This is a genomic window from Shewanella electrica (assembly GCF_022321485.1).
Taxonomy (GTDB): Bacteria; Pseudomonadota; Gammaproteobacteria; order Enterobacterales; family Shewanellaceae; genus Shewanella; species Shewanella electrica.
The window spans coordinates 435854-452270 of sequence record NZ_JAKOGG010000004.1; the positions used below are offsets into that span (position 1 = coordinate 435854).

Annotated in this window: 14 protein-coding genes and 1 tRNA gene; 9 read left to right on the plus strand and 6 right to left on the minus strand. The window is 49.1% G+C overall.

What is annotated here, in order from left to right:
- The first annotated feature begins 150 nt into the window (after window positions 1-150).
- The 6 genes from L9G74_RS08880 to L9G74_RS08900 all read left to right on the plus strand — a co-directional run bounded on the left by L9G74_RS08880 (window position 151) and on the right by L9G74_RS08900 (window position 5489).
- The gene (locus L9G74_RS08880) at window positions 151-909 is read left to right on the plus strand and encodes a phosphatase (protein ID WP_238895940.1); all 759 of its coding nucleotides are present in this window, start codon (window positions 151-153) and stop codon (window positions 907-909) included.
- A gap of 110 nt (window positions 910-1019) precedes the next feature.
- Complete coding sequence (locus L9G74_RS22435) at window positions 1020-1250, plus strand: inositol monophosphatase family protein (RefSeq protein ID WP_369123385.1); 231 nt, start codon at window positions 1020-1022, stop codon at window positions 1248-1250.
- A complete protein-coding gene (gene mak / locus L9G74_RS08885; RefSeq protein WP_238895941.1) occupies window positions 1247-2149 on the plus strand; it encodes a fructokinase in 903 nt (300 codons plus the stop codon). Before L9G74_RS22435 ends, mak begins: the two co-directional genes overlap by 4 nt.
- Before the next feature lie 95 nt (window positions 2150-2244).
- Window positions 2245-3000 (plus strand): YdcF family protein, encoded by a 756-nt coding sequence (locus tag L9G74_RS08890; RefSeq protein WP_238895942.1) that lies wholly within the window; start codon window positions 2245-2247, stop codon window positions 2998-3000.
- The gene (locus L9G74_RS08895) at window positions 3001-3666 is read left to right on the plus strand and encodes a DUF2982 domain-containing protein (RefSeq protein ID WP_238895943.1); all 666 of its coding nucleotides are present in this window, start codon (window positions 3001-3003) and stop codon (window positions 3664-3666) included.
- 449 nt (window positions 3667-4115) lie between these two features.
- On the plus strand, window positions 4116-5489 hold the full coding sequence (locus L9G74_RS08900; RefSeq protein WP_238895944.1) for a magnesium transporter: 1374 nt from the start codon (window positions 4116-4118) through the stop codon (window positions 5487-5489).
- A gap of 233 nt (window positions 5490-5722) precedes the next feature.
- Here the strand turns inward: L9G74_RS08900 and L9G74_RS08905 are convergent, their stop codons facing one another.
- Window positions 5723-6604 (minus strand): LysR family transcriptional regulator, encoded by an 882-nt coding sequence (locus L9G74_RS08905; RefSeq protein ID WP_238895945.1) that lies wholly within the window; start codon window positions 6602-6604, stop codon window positions 5723-5725.
- A 129-nt stretch (window positions 6605-6733) separates the two neighbouring features.
- On the opposite strand from L9G74_RS08905, the gene L9G74_RS08910 reads away from it, so the two are divergent.
- Entirely contained in the window at window positions 6734-7963 is a 1230-nt protein-coding gene (locus tag L9G74_RS08910; RefSeq protein WP_238895946.1) for an MFS transporter, read from the plus strand.
- A gap of 35 nt (window positions 7964-7998) precedes the next feature.
- Here L9G74_RS08910 and L9G74_RS08915 read toward each other — a convergent pair whose 3' ends face one another.
- The 5 genes from L9G74_RS08915 to L9G74_RS08935 all read right to left on the minus strand — a co-directional run bounded on the left by L9G74_RS08915 (window position 7999) and on the right by L9G74_RS08935 (window position 14357).
- Window positions 7999-9366, minus strand: a complete 1368-nt coding sequence (locus L9G74_RS08915; protein WP_238895947.1) for a sigma-54-dependent transcriptional regulator — start codon at window positions 9364-9366, stop codon at window positions 7999-8001.
- 6 nt (window positions 9367-9372) lie between these two features.
- Complete coding sequence (locus L9G74_RS08920; RefSeq protein WP_238895948.1) at window positions 9373-11160, minus strand: sensor histidine kinase; 1788 nt, start codon at window positions 11158-11160, stop codon at window positions 9373-9375.
- A gap of 75 nt (window positions 11161-11235) precedes the next feature.
- Window positions 11236-12627: a TRAP transporter large permease gene (locus L9G74_RS08925; protein ID WP_238895949.1), complete on the minus strand. Its 1392-nt coding sequence runs from the start codon at window positions 12625-12627 to the stop codon at window positions 11236-11238.
- Window positions 12628-12636: 9 nt separating this feature from the next.
- Window positions 12637-13278, minus strand: a complete 642-nt coding sequence (locus L9G74_RS08930) for a TRAP transporter small permease (RefSeq protein ID WP_238895950.1) — start codon at window positions 13276-13278, stop codon at window positions 12637-12639.
- A gap of 50 nt (window positions 13279-13328) precedes the next feature.
- The gene (locus L9G74_RS08935) at window positions 13329-14357 is read right to left on the minus strand and encodes a TRAP transporter substrate-binding protein (RefSeq protein ID WP_275297321.1); all 1029 of its coding nucleotides are present in this window, start codon (window positions 14355-14357) and stop codon (window positions 13329-13331) included.
- A gap of 392 nt (window positions 14358-14749) precedes the next feature.
- Here L9G74_RS08935 and gltX point away from each other — a divergent pair, with 392 nt between their 5' ends.
- Together gltX and L9G74_RS08945 are read left to right on the plus strand one after the other, a co-directional pair.
- A complete protein-coding gene (gene gltX / locus L9G74_RS08940; protein ID WP_238895951.1) occupies window positions 14750-16159 on the plus strand; it encodes a glutamate--tRNA ligase in 1410 nt (469 codons plus the stop codon).
- 98 nt (window positions 16160-16257) lie between these two features.
- Window positions 16258-16333 (plus strand) — tRNA-Ala (locus L9G74_RS08945).
- Window positions 16334-16417 lie beyond the last annotated feature (84 nt).

The window sequence follows — 16417 nt, forward strand, 5'->3', positions numbered from 1 at the left end:
AGCTATTATCGCCTCATTTAGGGCGTCGTGGGTATTACCGTGACGCCCTTTTCATTTGTTGCTGTTAAAGAATGCTCGCGGAGTAGCAGTAGAGCTTTCACCCCTGTTAGCGTAAGCTGCACCGTATCGTTTTAGCCGGGGCTTAGTGCTATGTTTCCTGTTGATATCCACGCTCATACCGTTGCTTCTACACATGCTTACAGTACCGTACACGACTATCTAGCGCTGGCAAAGCAACGCGGCACACAACTGTTTGCCATTACCGATCATGGGCCTGCCATGGCTGATGCACCGCACTTTTGGCATTTTGTGAATATGCGTGTTATCCCGCATCTCATTGATGGCATTGGCATTTTACGTGGTATTGAAGCTAACATTCAGAGTACAGCGGGCGATATCGATTTTTATGGTGAATATCTTACACAGTTAGATATCGTGCTTGCTGGATTGCATGAGCCAGTATTTGCGCCAGCAGATAAAAACCATAACACCGAGGCAATGTTAAATTGTATTGCCAGTGGCAACGTCGATGTAATTAGCCATCCCGGCAATCCTAAATATCCCATTGATCAAGCAGCGATAGTCCAAGCGGCAGCCAAATACCATGTGGCGTTAGAGATCAATAACTCCTCTTTTTTGCATTCACGTAAAGGCAGCGAGGTGAACTGTTTATCTTTAGCAAAGCTGGCAAAACAATATGATGCGCAGTTGGTTATGGGCTCGGATTCTCATGTAGCTTTTACGCTTGGCGGGTTTGAACAATCGCTGAGTATTATTGATGCGGCGGGCTATCCGCGTGAGCGCTTACTCAATGTTACACCGATGCATCTGCTGACATTCTTGCGCGAGCGCGGTCATCAAACATTAACCGAGTTACTCGATTTCTTCGAACACGAAGAGGGGAGGTAACGCCAATATCATTCATCAGTGATGGGCTATCGTCCCTCAGGTTTTAGGCCATTGCTCCCCCTGTTAGGCTGGAACTTGCTGATTTTTTGGTCAAGCTTGAGGATTAACACTTGCGTGCAGTCGGCTGTTCGTTGAAGATGTGCCTCCTTGCAAGCGCCGAGGCTGATCTTTATCCTCGTCTTGGTGCTACTCCCGAGTGGGATACGGCAGTATCAGCTATTTTACGCGCTGCTGGTGGGTATGATTTGCCCAAACCGCAGCGATATAACACAAAGAATACGTTAGCTAACCCTTGGTTTGTGGCTTACAGGCTAGGGTGGATAGAGGAAAATCCAAGATGAGACTGGGTATTGACTTAGGTGGAACCAAAACTGAGATCGTTGCCTTAGCAGAAGACGGTACCGAACTTTATCGTCACAGAGAACCCTCTGCTCATGATTATGAAGGTACATTGCGTACTATTTGCGCGTTAGTTAACCAAGCTGAAGAGGCGTTGGGTGAACGCGGTAGTGTCGGCGTCGGCATCCCTGGGGTGGTATCGCCGTTTACTGGCTTGGTCAAAAATGGCAACTCCACTTGGCTACATGGTCACCCGTTGGATAAAGACTTAGGCGCATTACTGGACCGAGAAGTTCGCGTCGCGAATGATGCTAATTGTTTTGCCGTGTCTGAGGCGGTTGATGGTGCCGCGGCAGGTAAAGGGTTGGTACTTGGTGTGATTTTAGGTACGGGTTGTGGTGCAGGTATCGCCATCAACGGACAAGTGCATGTTGGCGGCAACGGTATTGCTGGTGAGTTAGGGCACACCCCTTTGCCGTGGATGACGCCAGACGAGTTTCGTTCTACCCAATGTTTTTGTGGTAACTACGACTGTATTGAAAATTACATTTCTGGTACTGGCTTTGTGCGTGATTTTAATTTGCACCACCCTGAAGCTCAGGTACGCAGTGGTCAAGAGATCACCGCATTGATTGCAGCGGGCCACCAAGGGGCACAAGCGTCTTTTGAACGTTATTTGGACCGCTTAGCGCGCAGTTTGGCACAAGTGATCAATGTGCTTGACCCTGATGTTATTGTGCTTGGTGGTGGCATGTCGGCCGTTGATGCTATCTACCCAGAGCTACCCGCGCGCATTGCAAGTTATGTGGTGGGCCGTGAGAGTGATACACCTATTGTGAAAAATCGCCACGGTGGTTCATCTGGTGTTCGCGGTGCCGCTTGGTTGTGGCCGTTGAACTAACCGGTACAGCATTGGACTAACTCTGCATAACTATCAACGATGTGAGCTGATACTGATTTATGTTTTGGATTAAAAAGATACTCTCCCAGCTTTTTATGCCAGTCCCCTCTACGGTCATATTACTGTTGCTGGCACTGTGGCAATTTCGCCGTCGTCCTAAACTCGCCAAGTCGCTAATTGTATTCTCAATCGTCTGGTTAGGTTTTCTAGCCAGTAGTTTTGGGAGTTACTGGTTGTTATGGCCGTTAGAGCAGCAATATGCGGTTTATAAACAATCGGTGCCTCATAGCTGTGTCGTCATGGTGCTTGGCTCTGGTCACGATGATGGCATTCAAGGTGATGCGCGTCACAAGTTATCGGCTACCGCATTAGCGCGATTGTCTGAAGGTGTGGCTCTGGTTAAAAAAGCGGATTCAAAAGATTGCCTATTGGTGTTGAGTGGCTGGACTGGTGGTGGCAGCAATACCGTTGCCCATGCAGAAGAGATGAAACAAGCAGCTATCGATATGGGCGCAGAGCCAGCGCGGATTCTCACGCTTGATGATGCAAAAGACACCATCGAAGAAGCATTAGCTTTACGGCAAACCTTTGGGGCCGCCGCGGAAGATATGGGGGATGATGCTGTAGGCGGGCGTAAGTTGCTGTTAGTGACGTCGGCAAGCCATATGCCGCGGGCAATGGAGATCTTTATCGGCACAGGTTTTGACCCCATCGCGGCACCAACCGACTTTTTGGGGCGAAATGATCACTGGTGGCGTCTCTCTACCGAAAACTTAGACAAATCTGCTAAAGCGCTGCATGAGTACATGGGCACCACATGGTTACATGTGAGAATGCTGCTGGGAGTGTAGTTGGATACCATTGAATTACGCTCTACCTCTAAACGTAATGCGCTCACATTAACTGTTGTGGGCGCATCTGCGTTAATGATTGCGATTATCCTGTTTGTTGCTGATCGTAGTTGGTTTGCGGTGGCCTTTGTCGCTTTTATGTTAGGGGCGGTAGCGTTGATCATTGGCATTGCCAAGCAGTATGAGCCTGCGGTGGTCATGACTTTATCCGCCGAAGGTCTGCGTTTCCACCATCGCCGTGGTAGCTTGTTTATTGAATGGCAAAACATTCAACGTATTGACTTTCCTCGAGTACAACGAGGGTTAGCGCTAGTTGAGTTGCCGTTCATCGGCGTTAAGCTCAAAGCGGTTAATCCCATCCTAGATAACATCTCACCGCGATTGGCAACAGGTCTGCTAACTGAGCAACGATCATTGATGATGACTGCGGTGGCGAACGATGAAGACTTAGCCGCGTTGGAACATTACCTCAGTGCGGAATTCACCCCGCTGGTGGTCAATGGTGATCGCTATCGTGGCTTGTTAGCCATGTTTGGTCGCCGCTGTTTAACTTTGGATAAGCATCTAGGGTATCACCTGTATCTTTCCGCTGAGTTCGTCGAACTTGAACCGCAACAATTGCTGATGCAATTACGCGATTATTGGCAAACGCATAGATTTGAGTAACGAAAGAAAAAGTTTTAAGCCGTAAGCCATAAGCCATAAGCCATAAGCGGTAAGCGGTAAGCTTTAAGAGCAAGAGCAAAAGTGCTTTTCTTGGTGGTCAAAACTGAGTTTCAAACGGCCATAAAAAAAGGCAACTTAAGGAAGTTGCCTCTTGATCCAGTTGGGATCAATGGGGCCGCGCTAGAAGCCCCGCTAGGGAGAATGATGAACAAAAAATCCGTTCACTATGTTGGACGATAAACCCCGAATAGAGTTCCCATCTTTTTTGCGATCTTTTCCATAAATCCTCGCCAAACAAGTTAACCTTCTGAATAATTTGAAGAATAAATTTTTAAAAATTTTTGAAAGCTAACATCAACCAGCTAAAGCGTGTTATTTTATCTGCTCAGACATTCACAGATAATGTCGTGTGAATCCATGCGTTACCGCTGATATAAACCGATAGGGAGATGATCTTGAGCGATTCGAACATCCCACAAGAAGAGCCAATCCAAGACGTTGGGCAGATGATCCAAGCGGTCACGCAGGCTGATGGTGTCGCACAGGCCGAAATTTTTGATGAAGTATTAGAAGAGCTTGATGCCGGTACCATCGCGTTGCTGCTGGAATCGTTGCCGCTGGAACAACGTTATCAGCGTTGGTTGCAGGTCGAAGAAAGTGAACGTGTTGATGTCCTCAGTGAGATGCGTGCCGAAGCAAGATTCAGCATCTTACGCCAATTGGATGAAGCACAGCTGGATAGCATCTTTGCCAGTTTGACGCCAGAAGCGATGATCGATTGGAGTGACTCGCTGCCCGATCGCTACATTGAGCGTGCTTTAGAACAAGTTAGCCATCGCCATCGTGAGCGCTATGCGTTATTCGATCAATACACTGATAATCAGATTGGTCGCTACGTCGATCACCAATTGTTGGCGCTGACAACCGATGCCACCGTGATGCAGGCACAACGCTTTTTCCGTCGTACCGCGCTTGACTGCTGTTCCAGCCTATTTTTAGTTGATGATCAAGACAAATACGTTGCCAGCATCAATCGCTACCAAGTCTTTCGTGCCGAGCCAGACGCTAAGCTGGTTGATATCGTCGAAGATGAATGGCGCGTACTCCGCGCTGATATGTCGCTGCTAGATGCGGTGGAAGCCATTGAACATAGTGCGGTGACCGAGTTACCTGTAGTTGATGCCGATGGTGTGCTGATCGGTCGTTTGACGTTGCGTACGGCCACCGCGTTGGTGCGTGAACATTACGAAGCGCAGATGATGGCGCATGCCGGTATGGACGAAAGTGCGGACTTGTTTGCGCCAGTGTTCTCAGGTGCTAAACGGCGCGCTGTCTGGTTGGGTATTAACTTGCTAACCGCATTTTTAGCCTCGGCGACCATTGGCATGTTTGAGAACGTGTTAGCAAAAGTGGTGGCGCTGGCGGTGTTGATGCCCATTGTTGCTTCCATGGGCGGTATCGCTGGTTCGCAAACATTAACGCTGATGATCCGTGGCATGGCGATGGGACAGATCTCCATTGGTAACTTGTTTGCCTTGTTCCGCAACGAGTTGGCCATTGGCGCCATTAACGGTGTAGCGTGGTCGTTGGTCATCGGTGCCGTAGCAGGGTGGTGGTTTGCCGATCCTATGATGGGCATCACCATAGGTATTGCCATCTTAATTAACTTAGTGATAGCGGCAATGGCTGGTGTCGCGATTCCGATGATATTGCAAAAGTTGAATCAAGACGCCGCTTTGTCTGGCTCAGTCATTTTGACGACAGTGACCGATGTGGTCGGTTTCTTCGCTTTCTTGGGTGTCGCCAGCATGTTGTATCTTTAGTGTTTAATTTTGTTCAAGTTAAATGCGTTATGAACGAGGCGCGGCCAGCGTTGTTTCGGTAACTCAGCGACGCTGGCGAGCTAGTGCGAAATCCATAATGAACTTTCTGCCAACGCCGCCGCGCCATTGATTCAGCATGAGCCGTTGCAGTACACCATCATTTTTGTCTTAATCTCGTACAGCTACTGACACGCACGATTAACGCCCGAGAATCGGCTACACAATAGCTGCTGTCAGCGATTACGCAGCAAGAAATCGACAAACGCTTGGTCGGCTTGGCTCAACGGGCGGTGTTTTTTCCACGCAATGTGCAGCTCGACAAACACTGGTGGGTCGAGTGAAATGGTGTTGATGTTGTCGTGCGGTTGGATCACCATCTTCAACAGCGTGGCGGCGGCAAAGCCTTGTTGTACCACTTGTTTGATCAGGTTTATCAGGTTGGTTTCAAAGGCGATTTTCGGCGTTAACCCAAGGGCGTTGGCGCGCGATAGTATCCATTCACGGTGATAATATCCCGGTTTGAACATCACCAGTTCATGCTCAAACAGTTCGGGCAGGCTGACCTGCTGTTGCGCGGATAGCGGGTGATCATGGGCGGCGGCTACCACTATCTCTTCATTGATCAGCACACAAGAATCGAATTCTGGCTTGAGATCTGACGTAGTGATAATGGCGATATCGACCTCTTGCTGCTCTAGCATTCTGAGTGCATCACGGGTGCCACCTTCAAATAAACTGAGTTTGAGATCGGTATATTGGTGACGAAACGCCATTAAGCGGCTTGGCAGATAGAACGACCCCAGCATTCCCGGCACCGCCACGCGCACTTCGCCCCGGCTCAAGGCGGCCATCTCTCGCAGATGGTTCTGCGCCTGAGTGACCTGCTTTAAGATCAATTCTGCATGTTGTTGCAACACTTTCCCCTCTGCCGTTGGCGTAATAGCCGAGGTTTGTTTACGGGCTTGGCGTTGTACTAACATCACGCCGAGTGAGGTTTCTAAGCGCTTGATGCTTTGGCTGAGCGCTGGCTGGGCAATGTTCAGCTTAGCGGCGGCGCGGGTGAAACTGCCATATTGCAGCAGGGCGCAGAAGTGTTTGAGTTGGCGCAGTTCCATCGGTTGATGACCTCTGAGTGGCGAATTTTTACTATAACAAAAATCAATCAGTTTGATATTTTTTATCTATTATAGTTATGCCAAATTCACTGCTAAGCTTGCTGTAACTCAGTTTTTTAGGTGTTACTAATGAATATGGCGGCAAAGCGCCAAGTGCGCGACCGACGGTTGATTTGGGCGCTGTGTATTGCCTCGTTGGTGATTTATATCAATCTGTACATGATGCAGGGCATGTTGCCGTTGATTGCGGAGCATTTTGCCGTGACCAGCGCGCGCGCCACCTTAGTACTGTCGGTGACCAGTTTTACCTTGGCGCTGAGCTTACTGATTTATGCGGTGGTGTCGGATCGTATTGGTCGCCATCGGCCAATAGTCATCAGCTTGTGGGCGTTGGCCTTATCCAATGTGCCGTTGATGTTTATTAGTGATTTTCACACTTTGTTGGCGCTGCGTTTGTTGCAGGGCGTGCTGCTTGCCTCGTTGCCCGCCATTGCCATGGCCTACTTTAAAGAGCAACTCAAACCACAGACGATGTTGACTGCCGCGGCGGTGTATATTGCCGCCAATAGTTTTGGCGGTATTGTTGGGCGTCTGCTGGGCGGCCTGATGGCGCAGCTGTTTGATTGGCAGGCGGCAATGCTAGCAAGTTTGCTGTTCAGTGTTATCTGCGTTGCTATAAGCCACTACCTGTTGCCCAAAACGCGCGATGCGGTGAAGCGTGAGCGCAATGAGCGCCGTTGGTCACTCAAACGTGATTTGGCCGCCGATATGCAGGGTTTTGCCCACCATCTGCGTGATAGCCAGATGCGCCTCGCTTATTTGATTGGCGGTGTGACCTTTATGATGATGGTCAATCAATACAGCTTTATTCAATTGCACTTGATGGATGTGTTTGAGTGGAGCCGTTTTCAAGCAACCTTGATTTTTGTGTGTTACTCCAGTGGCACTATTGCTTCTTACTTCACTGCGCGATGGATTATGCGCTACGGCCAACTACCTTTGTTTGCCATCTCGCTGGTGTTGATGTTTAGTGGCTCGTTACTCACGTTGCTGGATACGCAAGTGGCTATTTGTGCTGGGTTCCTGCTGAGTTCTTGTGGTTTCTTCGTCACTCACAGTTGCTGCAATTCTTTTGTGGCGGTGCGGGCGACCAGTCATCGTGCTAAAGCCACATCGCTGTATTTGTGTTGCTACTATCTCGGGGCGGCGCTGGGTGGGCCATATTTGATGCTGTTTTGGCATCAGGCCGAGTGGCAAGGGGTGATTTTAGGTTCGATGCTGCTGCTGGCGGTGATCTTTTTGGGCGTATTGCGTTTGGGGTTTCGCCAGCGCAAGGCTGAACTGCCACAACCGGCTTAGGGCTGTAACAGTGTTGGATGTTGGCGAATGGCCAATTACAGCTCGTCGTTTAGATAATCTTTGCGCTCTAGGCCGTATTTGCGCATCTTGTCGTACAATGTTTTACGCGGCAGTTCCAATTGCTCCATGGTGTTTTTAATGGAACCTTTGTTGTGGTTGAGCGCATCTTCTATTAATAGTCGTTCAAAAAACTCCACCCGCTGGGTCAGTGACATGCCGCTGTGCAGTTTGCTGTTATTGCCAATAGCGCCAGCAAAAGCCGCATCTTCACCGAGTAGCACATAACGTTCGGCCAAGTTACGCAGTTCGCGCACGTTGCCGGGCCATTCGTACGTGCTAAGAATAGCGCGGTGCTCGCTGTCTAATGCTATCAACTCTTTGTGGTAGCGGGCTGACGCCACTCGGGCGAAGTGTAAAAACAGTAAGGCGATATCTTCGCGCCGCTCGCGCAGCGGCGGAATTGCCACGGTGACCAAGTTGAGGCGATAGTACAGGTCGTGGCGAAATTCGCCGCGATCACATAAGTCCTTAAGGTTAACTTTGGTGGCGGCAATTACGCGAATATCTAAGTCGATACTCTTGTTAGAACCGAGCCGTACCACTTTGCGATCTTCCAGTACCCGCAGCAGTTTGACCTGCAATGACATCGGTGTGCTTTCAATCTCATCGAGAAATATCGTGCCGCCGTTGGCAAATTCAAATTTACCCACGCGGGTTTTATCAGCGCCAGTAAATGCACCCGCGTCGGCGCCAAAGAGTTCGCTCTCGATGATGGTTTCGGGAATGGCACCGCAGTTAATTGCCACAAAGTTAGCGTTGCCGCGCGGGCTATGATCGTGCAGATAGCGGGCGACGAGCTCTTTGCCGGTGCCGGTTTCACCTTCTACCAGGACATCTGCGGGCGTGTCCAAGACTTGGTGTAGCAGATGTCGCATCTGCTGCATGCCGGGACTGTTACCCAAAATGCGGGGTCCCGGTGAGCTTTGCGATTCCAGTTCACGTTTTAGTTTACGGTTCTCCAAAGTGAGCGCTCGCTTATCAAGGGCACGTTTAACCACATCGAGAATATGTTCGTTGTTGAAGGGCTTTTCGAGAAAATCGTACGCCCCCTGTTTTACCGCACTCACCGCGGTGGCGATGTCGCCGAAACCGGTCAGTAAAATCACCGGAATATTGGCATCTATCTGTAGCACTTGCTGCATCACTTGAATGCCGTTTTGCTGAGGCATGTTCACGTCAGTGATGATGACGCCGAACCAGTTGGGTTTGACTAAGCGCAAAATATCCGCCGCATTGGTACTGGCTTTGGCGGCAATGCCTTCTAACTCAAACAGTTGAGTTAGCACAGTACCAATGTGTGGCTCATCATCAAGGATGAGCACTGTGTATGGAGCATCAATCATGTGCGCTTATTCCTCAGAGCACAACGGCAGTGAAATGTTAAATTCTGCGCCACCTTCAGCAGCATTGGCGACGCTAATACTGCCATTCATCGATTGAATGATACGGCGCGAGATTGACAACCCTAATCCGAGCCCTTGGCGTTGGCTGGTAGTGAAGTAGGGTTCAAAAATCTTTTCCATCTGGCTCTCGTTAACGCCGGAGCCGGAATCTTTAATTTGAATGCATATGCTGTCAGCTACGTTAACGCTGATGGTGAGTTGGCGCTGTTGCACCTGTTGCATGGCCACAATGGCGTTGCTGCATAAATTCACCAATACCTGCTGTAAACGAACTTTATCCCCCAAAAACTGCACCGGCTGTGGCGGCAGGACAAGCATTAGGTGGATCTGTTGCTTATCGATTTCCGGTTTCACTATGGTCAGCGCTTCGTGGAGCGTTTCATTGAGTGAATTGACCTTGTCTTGTCCTGGGCTCTTGCGGGTAAAGCTTTTAAACTGCGCCACAATTTCAGCCAGTCGGTCGGCTAACGACACAATCGTGCTGAGGTTGTCGTTCGCTTTGTCCAGCATATTACGTTGTAATAAAGTTTGCGTGTTTTGGGCATAACTGCGCAATGCGGCTAAAGGCTGATTGATTTCGTGATTAATGCTGGCGGATAGACTACCAATAACCGTGAGCTTAGCGGCTTGGATCAGTTCATCTTGGGTTTCTTGCAGCTTGCTGTTGGTATCTTCTAACGCTTGGGTGCGCTCTTTCACGCGTAGCTCGAGTAACTCATGCGTTTGCTGCATGCGCAGCATGTTTTTACGGCGCTCTAAACTAAATAGTAGGGCTAATGCCAACAGCAGATAGACGCTGGCAGACAGCAACATCACTAGCGGCAGTGAGGCGTAAAGTGGCTTGGTTGGCGTGAGAATGTGCACCTGCCAGCCGGCTTTAATCATACTGCTTTTGGTATCGAGAAATTGTTCACTGCCATCATCGTGGCTGATGCGATAAAGCGCTCGCGTGGGTTTGGCGATAGCATCATAAGGCGGATTAATGGTTAAGGCGCTGACTTCGCGTGTGGCGTAGCGGCGACTCTGAATGATGGCTTGTTGGTCTGCGGCCGTCAGCGGTGTTAACGATTTCAGACGCCAGCTGTCCATACTGGCAAGAAAAATCACATTATCGTTGCCGCTGATAGCTAGCTCATATTGGCCAGCTTTAGCTAGACCGGTGAGCTGGGCCTCAATATCACTGATATCGACTTTCACTACGATAATGCCGCGCACTTTGCCTTTATCAACCACCGGATAGGAGAAGTAAAACCCGCGAGTATTCGATGCCGTACCGACGGCGTAATAGCGACCTAGTCCCCCGGCGATGGCTTCAGTGAAGTAGGGGCGAAAGGCATAGTTCTGTCCCACAAAGGAATAGGGCTTTTGCCAATTGCTAGCGGCGATAGCGGTACCTTGATTATTGAGCAGGTAAATATCTGATGCTTCGGTGACGTGCTGTATCTCTTCGATATAGCGATTAATGGCGGCGATTTCTTCGGTGTTACCGCTGTGTTCCAATGCGCGAGTGAGCAGCGGGTTGGTGGATAACACATGCGGAATACTTTCGTAGCGGACCAAGGCGCCGTCAATAAAGTTGATCACTTCGGATAACTGCCGATTCGCCAATGGTTGAATGCGGGCAAAGCCTTGCTCAAGGTGATACCAGTAGGAGAGGGCCAACGTAAGCCCCAAACCGAGGAGTGTTAGCAAGCTAATAAGCCAACGTTTACGCGTTGAAGTGGGTGAGTGCATGTCTAACGGTAGCCCTGAAAAACGGCGAGTCTGATGTAGACTCGCCGAAAGCTGTTTACTTTTCAAGGCTTATGATCAGCGTAAGCTGTCGAGATATTCTGGCAATGCCAGAGAGATAGCAGGAATGTAGGTAATCAAAACTAAGAAGAACAACAGCAGCAACAGCCATGGCAAGCAGGCTTTAATGACCCAGCCGATACTCTTATTAGTGATCCCCGCCGTCACAAATAGGTTAAGCCCCACCGGCGGCGTTAACATACCGATCTCCATGTTCACCACCATGATGATGCCTAAGTGGATTGGGTCGATACCCAGCTTAACCGCGATAGGAAACAGGATTGGCGCCATAATCAGCAGAATCGCTGACGGTTCCATAAAGTTACCCGCGGCCAACAACAGCAAGTTAACCACAATGAGGAACGCCCAAGGTGGTAAGCCCCAACCAACAATGGTCTCGGCAATGATATGCGGAATACGTTCAGTGGTGAGAACGTGGGCGAACAGCATCGCGTTGGCGATAATGAACAGCAGCATAATGCTGACCTTGGCGCCATCACGTACCACATTACGAATCTCTTTATCCGTTGGGGTTTTGATTATCCCTAACACCACGTGGAATAGGTTACGGCCGATAGCAGCGATCAATGACTCGCCTTCGTTACGCCACGCCACGTTTTTCAACGGACCAATATCGCGATAACCAAAAACGGCGACCAGATAGGCGTAAACACAGGCAACCGCCGCAGCTTCGGTAGGTGAGGCGACACCGCCGTAAATTGACCCGAGGACGATGACGATCAGCATCAAACCGCCAATCGCTTTCGCACTGGAGATCCCCAGCTGTTTAATGCCAGGGAATGGGCGCGACGGCAGGCCTTTGATTCGCGCGGTGATGTAAATCGCCACCATCAGCAAGCCACCCATCATCAAACCAGGGATAAGACCTGCCATAAACATACGTGCAGCGGAGACTTCGGTTGCTGCGGCGTACACCAGCATCACGATAGATGGCGGGATCAAAATCCCCAAGGTGCCGGAGGTGGTGATAACGCCCGCGGCGAACTTTTCTGGATAGCCCGCTTTCACCATGCCGATGATCACAATCGAACCGATAGCGGCAACGGTTGCCGGTGATGAGCCTGACACTGCGGCAAACAGCATACACGCCATCACTGATGCCATGGCAAGCCCACCTTTAATATGGCCGACGCTGTCCATTGCAAAATCAATAATGCGGCGCGCCACCCCACCGGTGGACAAAAAGGCGGAAGACAGAATAAAGAACGGAATCGCTAGCAGCGTGTAATGTTCGGAAGATGACTCATAAAGTTTCAGCGCAATAGACGCGAGAGAATCGTTAGAGAACAGCAAGATGGTCAACATGCTGGAAAAGCCAAGGGCAATCGCAATCGGCATCCCCAACAGCATGCAGAGCAACAGTACAATAAAAAGAGTGGCAATGGTCATGATAGTACCCTATTGATCCTGTTTGTTTTGGACGTCGTTATCAGAACCTTTGACTTCATCAGCCAAATGCATGCTTTCTTTTGCTTCATCGTGGAAGCTAAAACCAACGGCTTTGTTGGTAATAATGGCAATGGTTAATTCAATAAAACGCCAAGTGAGTAGGGCAAAACCAATCAGCAAAATACTTTGTGAGATCCATAGAGGAACCGCAGGGTCTTCAACGTCGAGGCGTAAAATTTCCCAAGCTTGGTCTGGATCTAGCTGCGAAACGATGAAATGCGGGAAATGAATATCTTCCATTGGGACGCCAATCTTATACATCTGTGACAGGTAGTCCCAACTGCCTTTTAAAAACAGCAAACAATAGAAAATACAGATAGTAGCAGCGATCAGCGCCGCTATTTTACGGCCCTTACGTGGCAACTTGCTGACGAAGGCATCCACACCAATATGGGCACCCACTTTGACGCCATATGACATGCCAAACAAAACAAACCACCCTGCGATGGTGAGTGTCAGCTCTTGGATCCACAAAAAGCCAGTATTAAAGAAGAAGCGCGCAATAACCTCAACAAACACTAAGATCGTCATAAGGGAAATGGCGAGGTTGAGTACACCCTCTTCCACATAAGCGAAAATACGAGAGAACATAATGTAATCCTAGTCGGAAATGGGGGCCGTAGCCCCCAAATGCTTCTTGATTAGTTATTGGCCGCTACTGCAGCATCAATCATGTCTTTACCGATTTGGTCTTCAAATTTGCCCCACACAGGTTTCATAGCATCAACCCATGCTTTACGCTCATCAGCGGTTAGCTCAACCACTTGAGACATTTTTGAATCGATAATCAGTTGGCGATCTTTCATGTTCTGCTCGTTTGCCAGACTGTTACCGTAAGCAATCGCTTCGCTCATGCAGGCTTGCAGCACTTTACGTTTGTCGGCAGGTAAGCTTTTCCAGAAAGTGTCAGAGGTCACCACCATGTAATCCAGTACGCCGTGGTTACTTTCGGTGATATAAGACTGCACTTCATAGAATTTTTGCGAGTAGGTGTTAGACCAAGTGTTTTCTTGGCCGTCGATGGCGCGGGTTTGCAGCAGAGTAAACACTTCAGAGAACGGCTTTTTAACTGCCATGGCGTTAACCGCATCAAATTGTGCTGCCAGTACGTCTGACGCCATTACGCGGAATTTTTTGCCTGAGGCATCTTTTGGCAGTTTCAATGGTTCGTTAGCAGAGAACTGCTTCATGCCGTTATGCAAGTAGCCAAGACCAACAATTCCTTTACGTTTCATTGAACCCAGCAGCGATTGGCCGGCATCGCTCATCTGGAATTTTTCTACCGCATCCATATCTTTAAACAGGAATGGCAGATCGAACAGTTGCAGGCGTTTGGTATAACGTTCGAATTTAGAGAGTGACGGTGCCACAAACTGTACGTCGTTTAGCAGCAATGCCGCCAATTCGTTGTTGTCACCAAACAGTTGTGAGTTAGGGAACACGCTGACTTTATATTCGCCGGGTAGGCGTTGTTCAACCAGCTCTTTGAATTTCAACGCTGCTTGACCTTTTGGTGTGTTTTCAGCCACCACGTGCGAGAACTTAATCTCTACCGGTTCAGCCGCTGCAAGAAAACTGGTGGCCATTGCCCCAGCAGCCAAAGCTGCCATAGCCAAGGTTTTCAAAGGTTGAGAGAACAAACTGATGTGCATGGTATTTCTTATAGTCATCTTGGATATCCTTCTGACACTTTTTAAGTTGTTTAGATACGTGCCCCATAACAACGTATCTGACCCGGGAAAACAGCTTAATTTCCCAATGGTTAAACCGATAAGAGCAAGTAACAGGCCAATTTGTTTAACATGGTGTAACTCATTGGTTATTAAAGTGTAGGCTATTTGATGACCATCACACTTATTTGTTTTTTGTGTGATAAGTGAATCACTGTTTTTTATGTAATGGGTGGAAAACCACCCATAAATGCAGCGGTGCTAACAGTGGAATGTGATGTAGATCTTATTGCAGTCGAATTTTGCCCTTTTCTACTAAGGGCTGATAGAATATCCGCCTTATCACTTGCCTCTGCGTAGGCTTCTTATTAATTCAAGGTTTAAAGTCAATTATGACCATCAAGACGCGTTTTGCTCCTAGCCCTACCGGCTATCTTCACGTGGGCGGTGCTCGCACAGCTCTTTATTCTTGGTTGCACGCTCGTGCTAACAATGGCGAGTTTGTATTGCGTATTGAAGACACGGACTTGGAGCGCTCTACTCAGGAAGCGGTCGATGCCATTCTGGAAGGTATGGAATGGTTGGGGCTGAATTGGGATGAAGGTCCGTACTACCAAACTAAACGTTTCGATCGCTATAAAGAGTTGATCGCCAACATGTTGGATGAGGGCACAGCATATAAATGTTATTGCTCCAAAGAACGTTTGGAAAAACTACGTGAAGAACAAGCGGCCAAAGGTGAGCATCAGGGATATGACCGTTGCTGCCGTGATCATGCACCGCGTGATACTGATGAGCCTTATGTGGTTCGTTTCAAAAACCCATTAGAGGGTAGTGTAGTATTTGATGACCACGTGCGTGGCCGTATCGAAATCTCTAATACCGAGTTGGATGATTTAATCATCGCTCGTACTGACGGCACACCAACCTATAACTTCTGTGTGGTAGTGGATGACTGGGATATGGGCATCACTTGTGTGATCCGTGGTGAAGACCATATCAACAATACGCCAAAACAGATCAACATTCTGCGTGCTCTGGGGGCTCCAATCCCTGAATATGCACACGTTGCGATGATCTTAGGTGATGACGGTGCCAAACTGTCAAAACGCCATGGTGCAGTAAGCGTTATGCAATACCGCGATGACGGTTATCTGCCAGAAGCGTTGCTGAACTATTTGGTGCGTTTGGGCTGGTCTCATGGCGACCAAGAGATCTTCTCGCTTGATGAAATGGTGCAGTACTTCAAACTGGATGACATTAATAAAGCCGCGTCTGCTTTCAACACTGAAAAACTGCAGTGGTTGAACCAACACTATATTAAGTCACTCGATCCTGCTTATGTGGCATCTCATCTTGAATGGCACATGAAAGATCAAAACATCGATACCAGCAATGGCCCAGCGTTGACTGACGTCGTGTCAGCTTTGGCTGAACGTGCTAAGACGTTAAAAGAGTTGGCGGCATCTAGCCGTTACTTCTATGAAGACTTCGCCGAGTTTGATGAAGCTGCAGCTAAAAAGCATCTGCGTGGTGTGGCATTAGAACCGCTGCAACTGGTGCAACAAAAGATTGCTGCCCTAACAGAATGGACACCAGAAGCATTGCACAATGCGATTGAAGCCACTGCGACTGAATTGGAAGTAGGGATGGGCAAGGTTGGTATGCCACTGCGCGTAGCGGTGACTGGTGCAGGTCAATCTCCGTCATTGGATATCACGCTGTTTCTCATCGGAAAAGCCCGTTGTGAACAAAGAATATCCCAAGCGGTTGAATTTGTAGCAAGCAGAATAAATTCCTAAAAAATGCGTTGACACATTTGGGTGTGCTGCATAGAATGCGCCTCGCACTCAGGGACATGGCAGTGAAAACTAGCAGTTTCTGAGTGTGAAGCGACTACGGGGCTATAGCTCAGCTGGGAGAGCGCTTGCATGGCATGCAAGAGGTCGACGGTTCGATCCCGTCTAGCTCCACCAATGTCGCAGTCCATGGGTCCCCTTCGTCTAGAGGCCTAGGACACCGCCCTTTCACGGCGGTAACAGGGGTTCGAATCCCCTAGG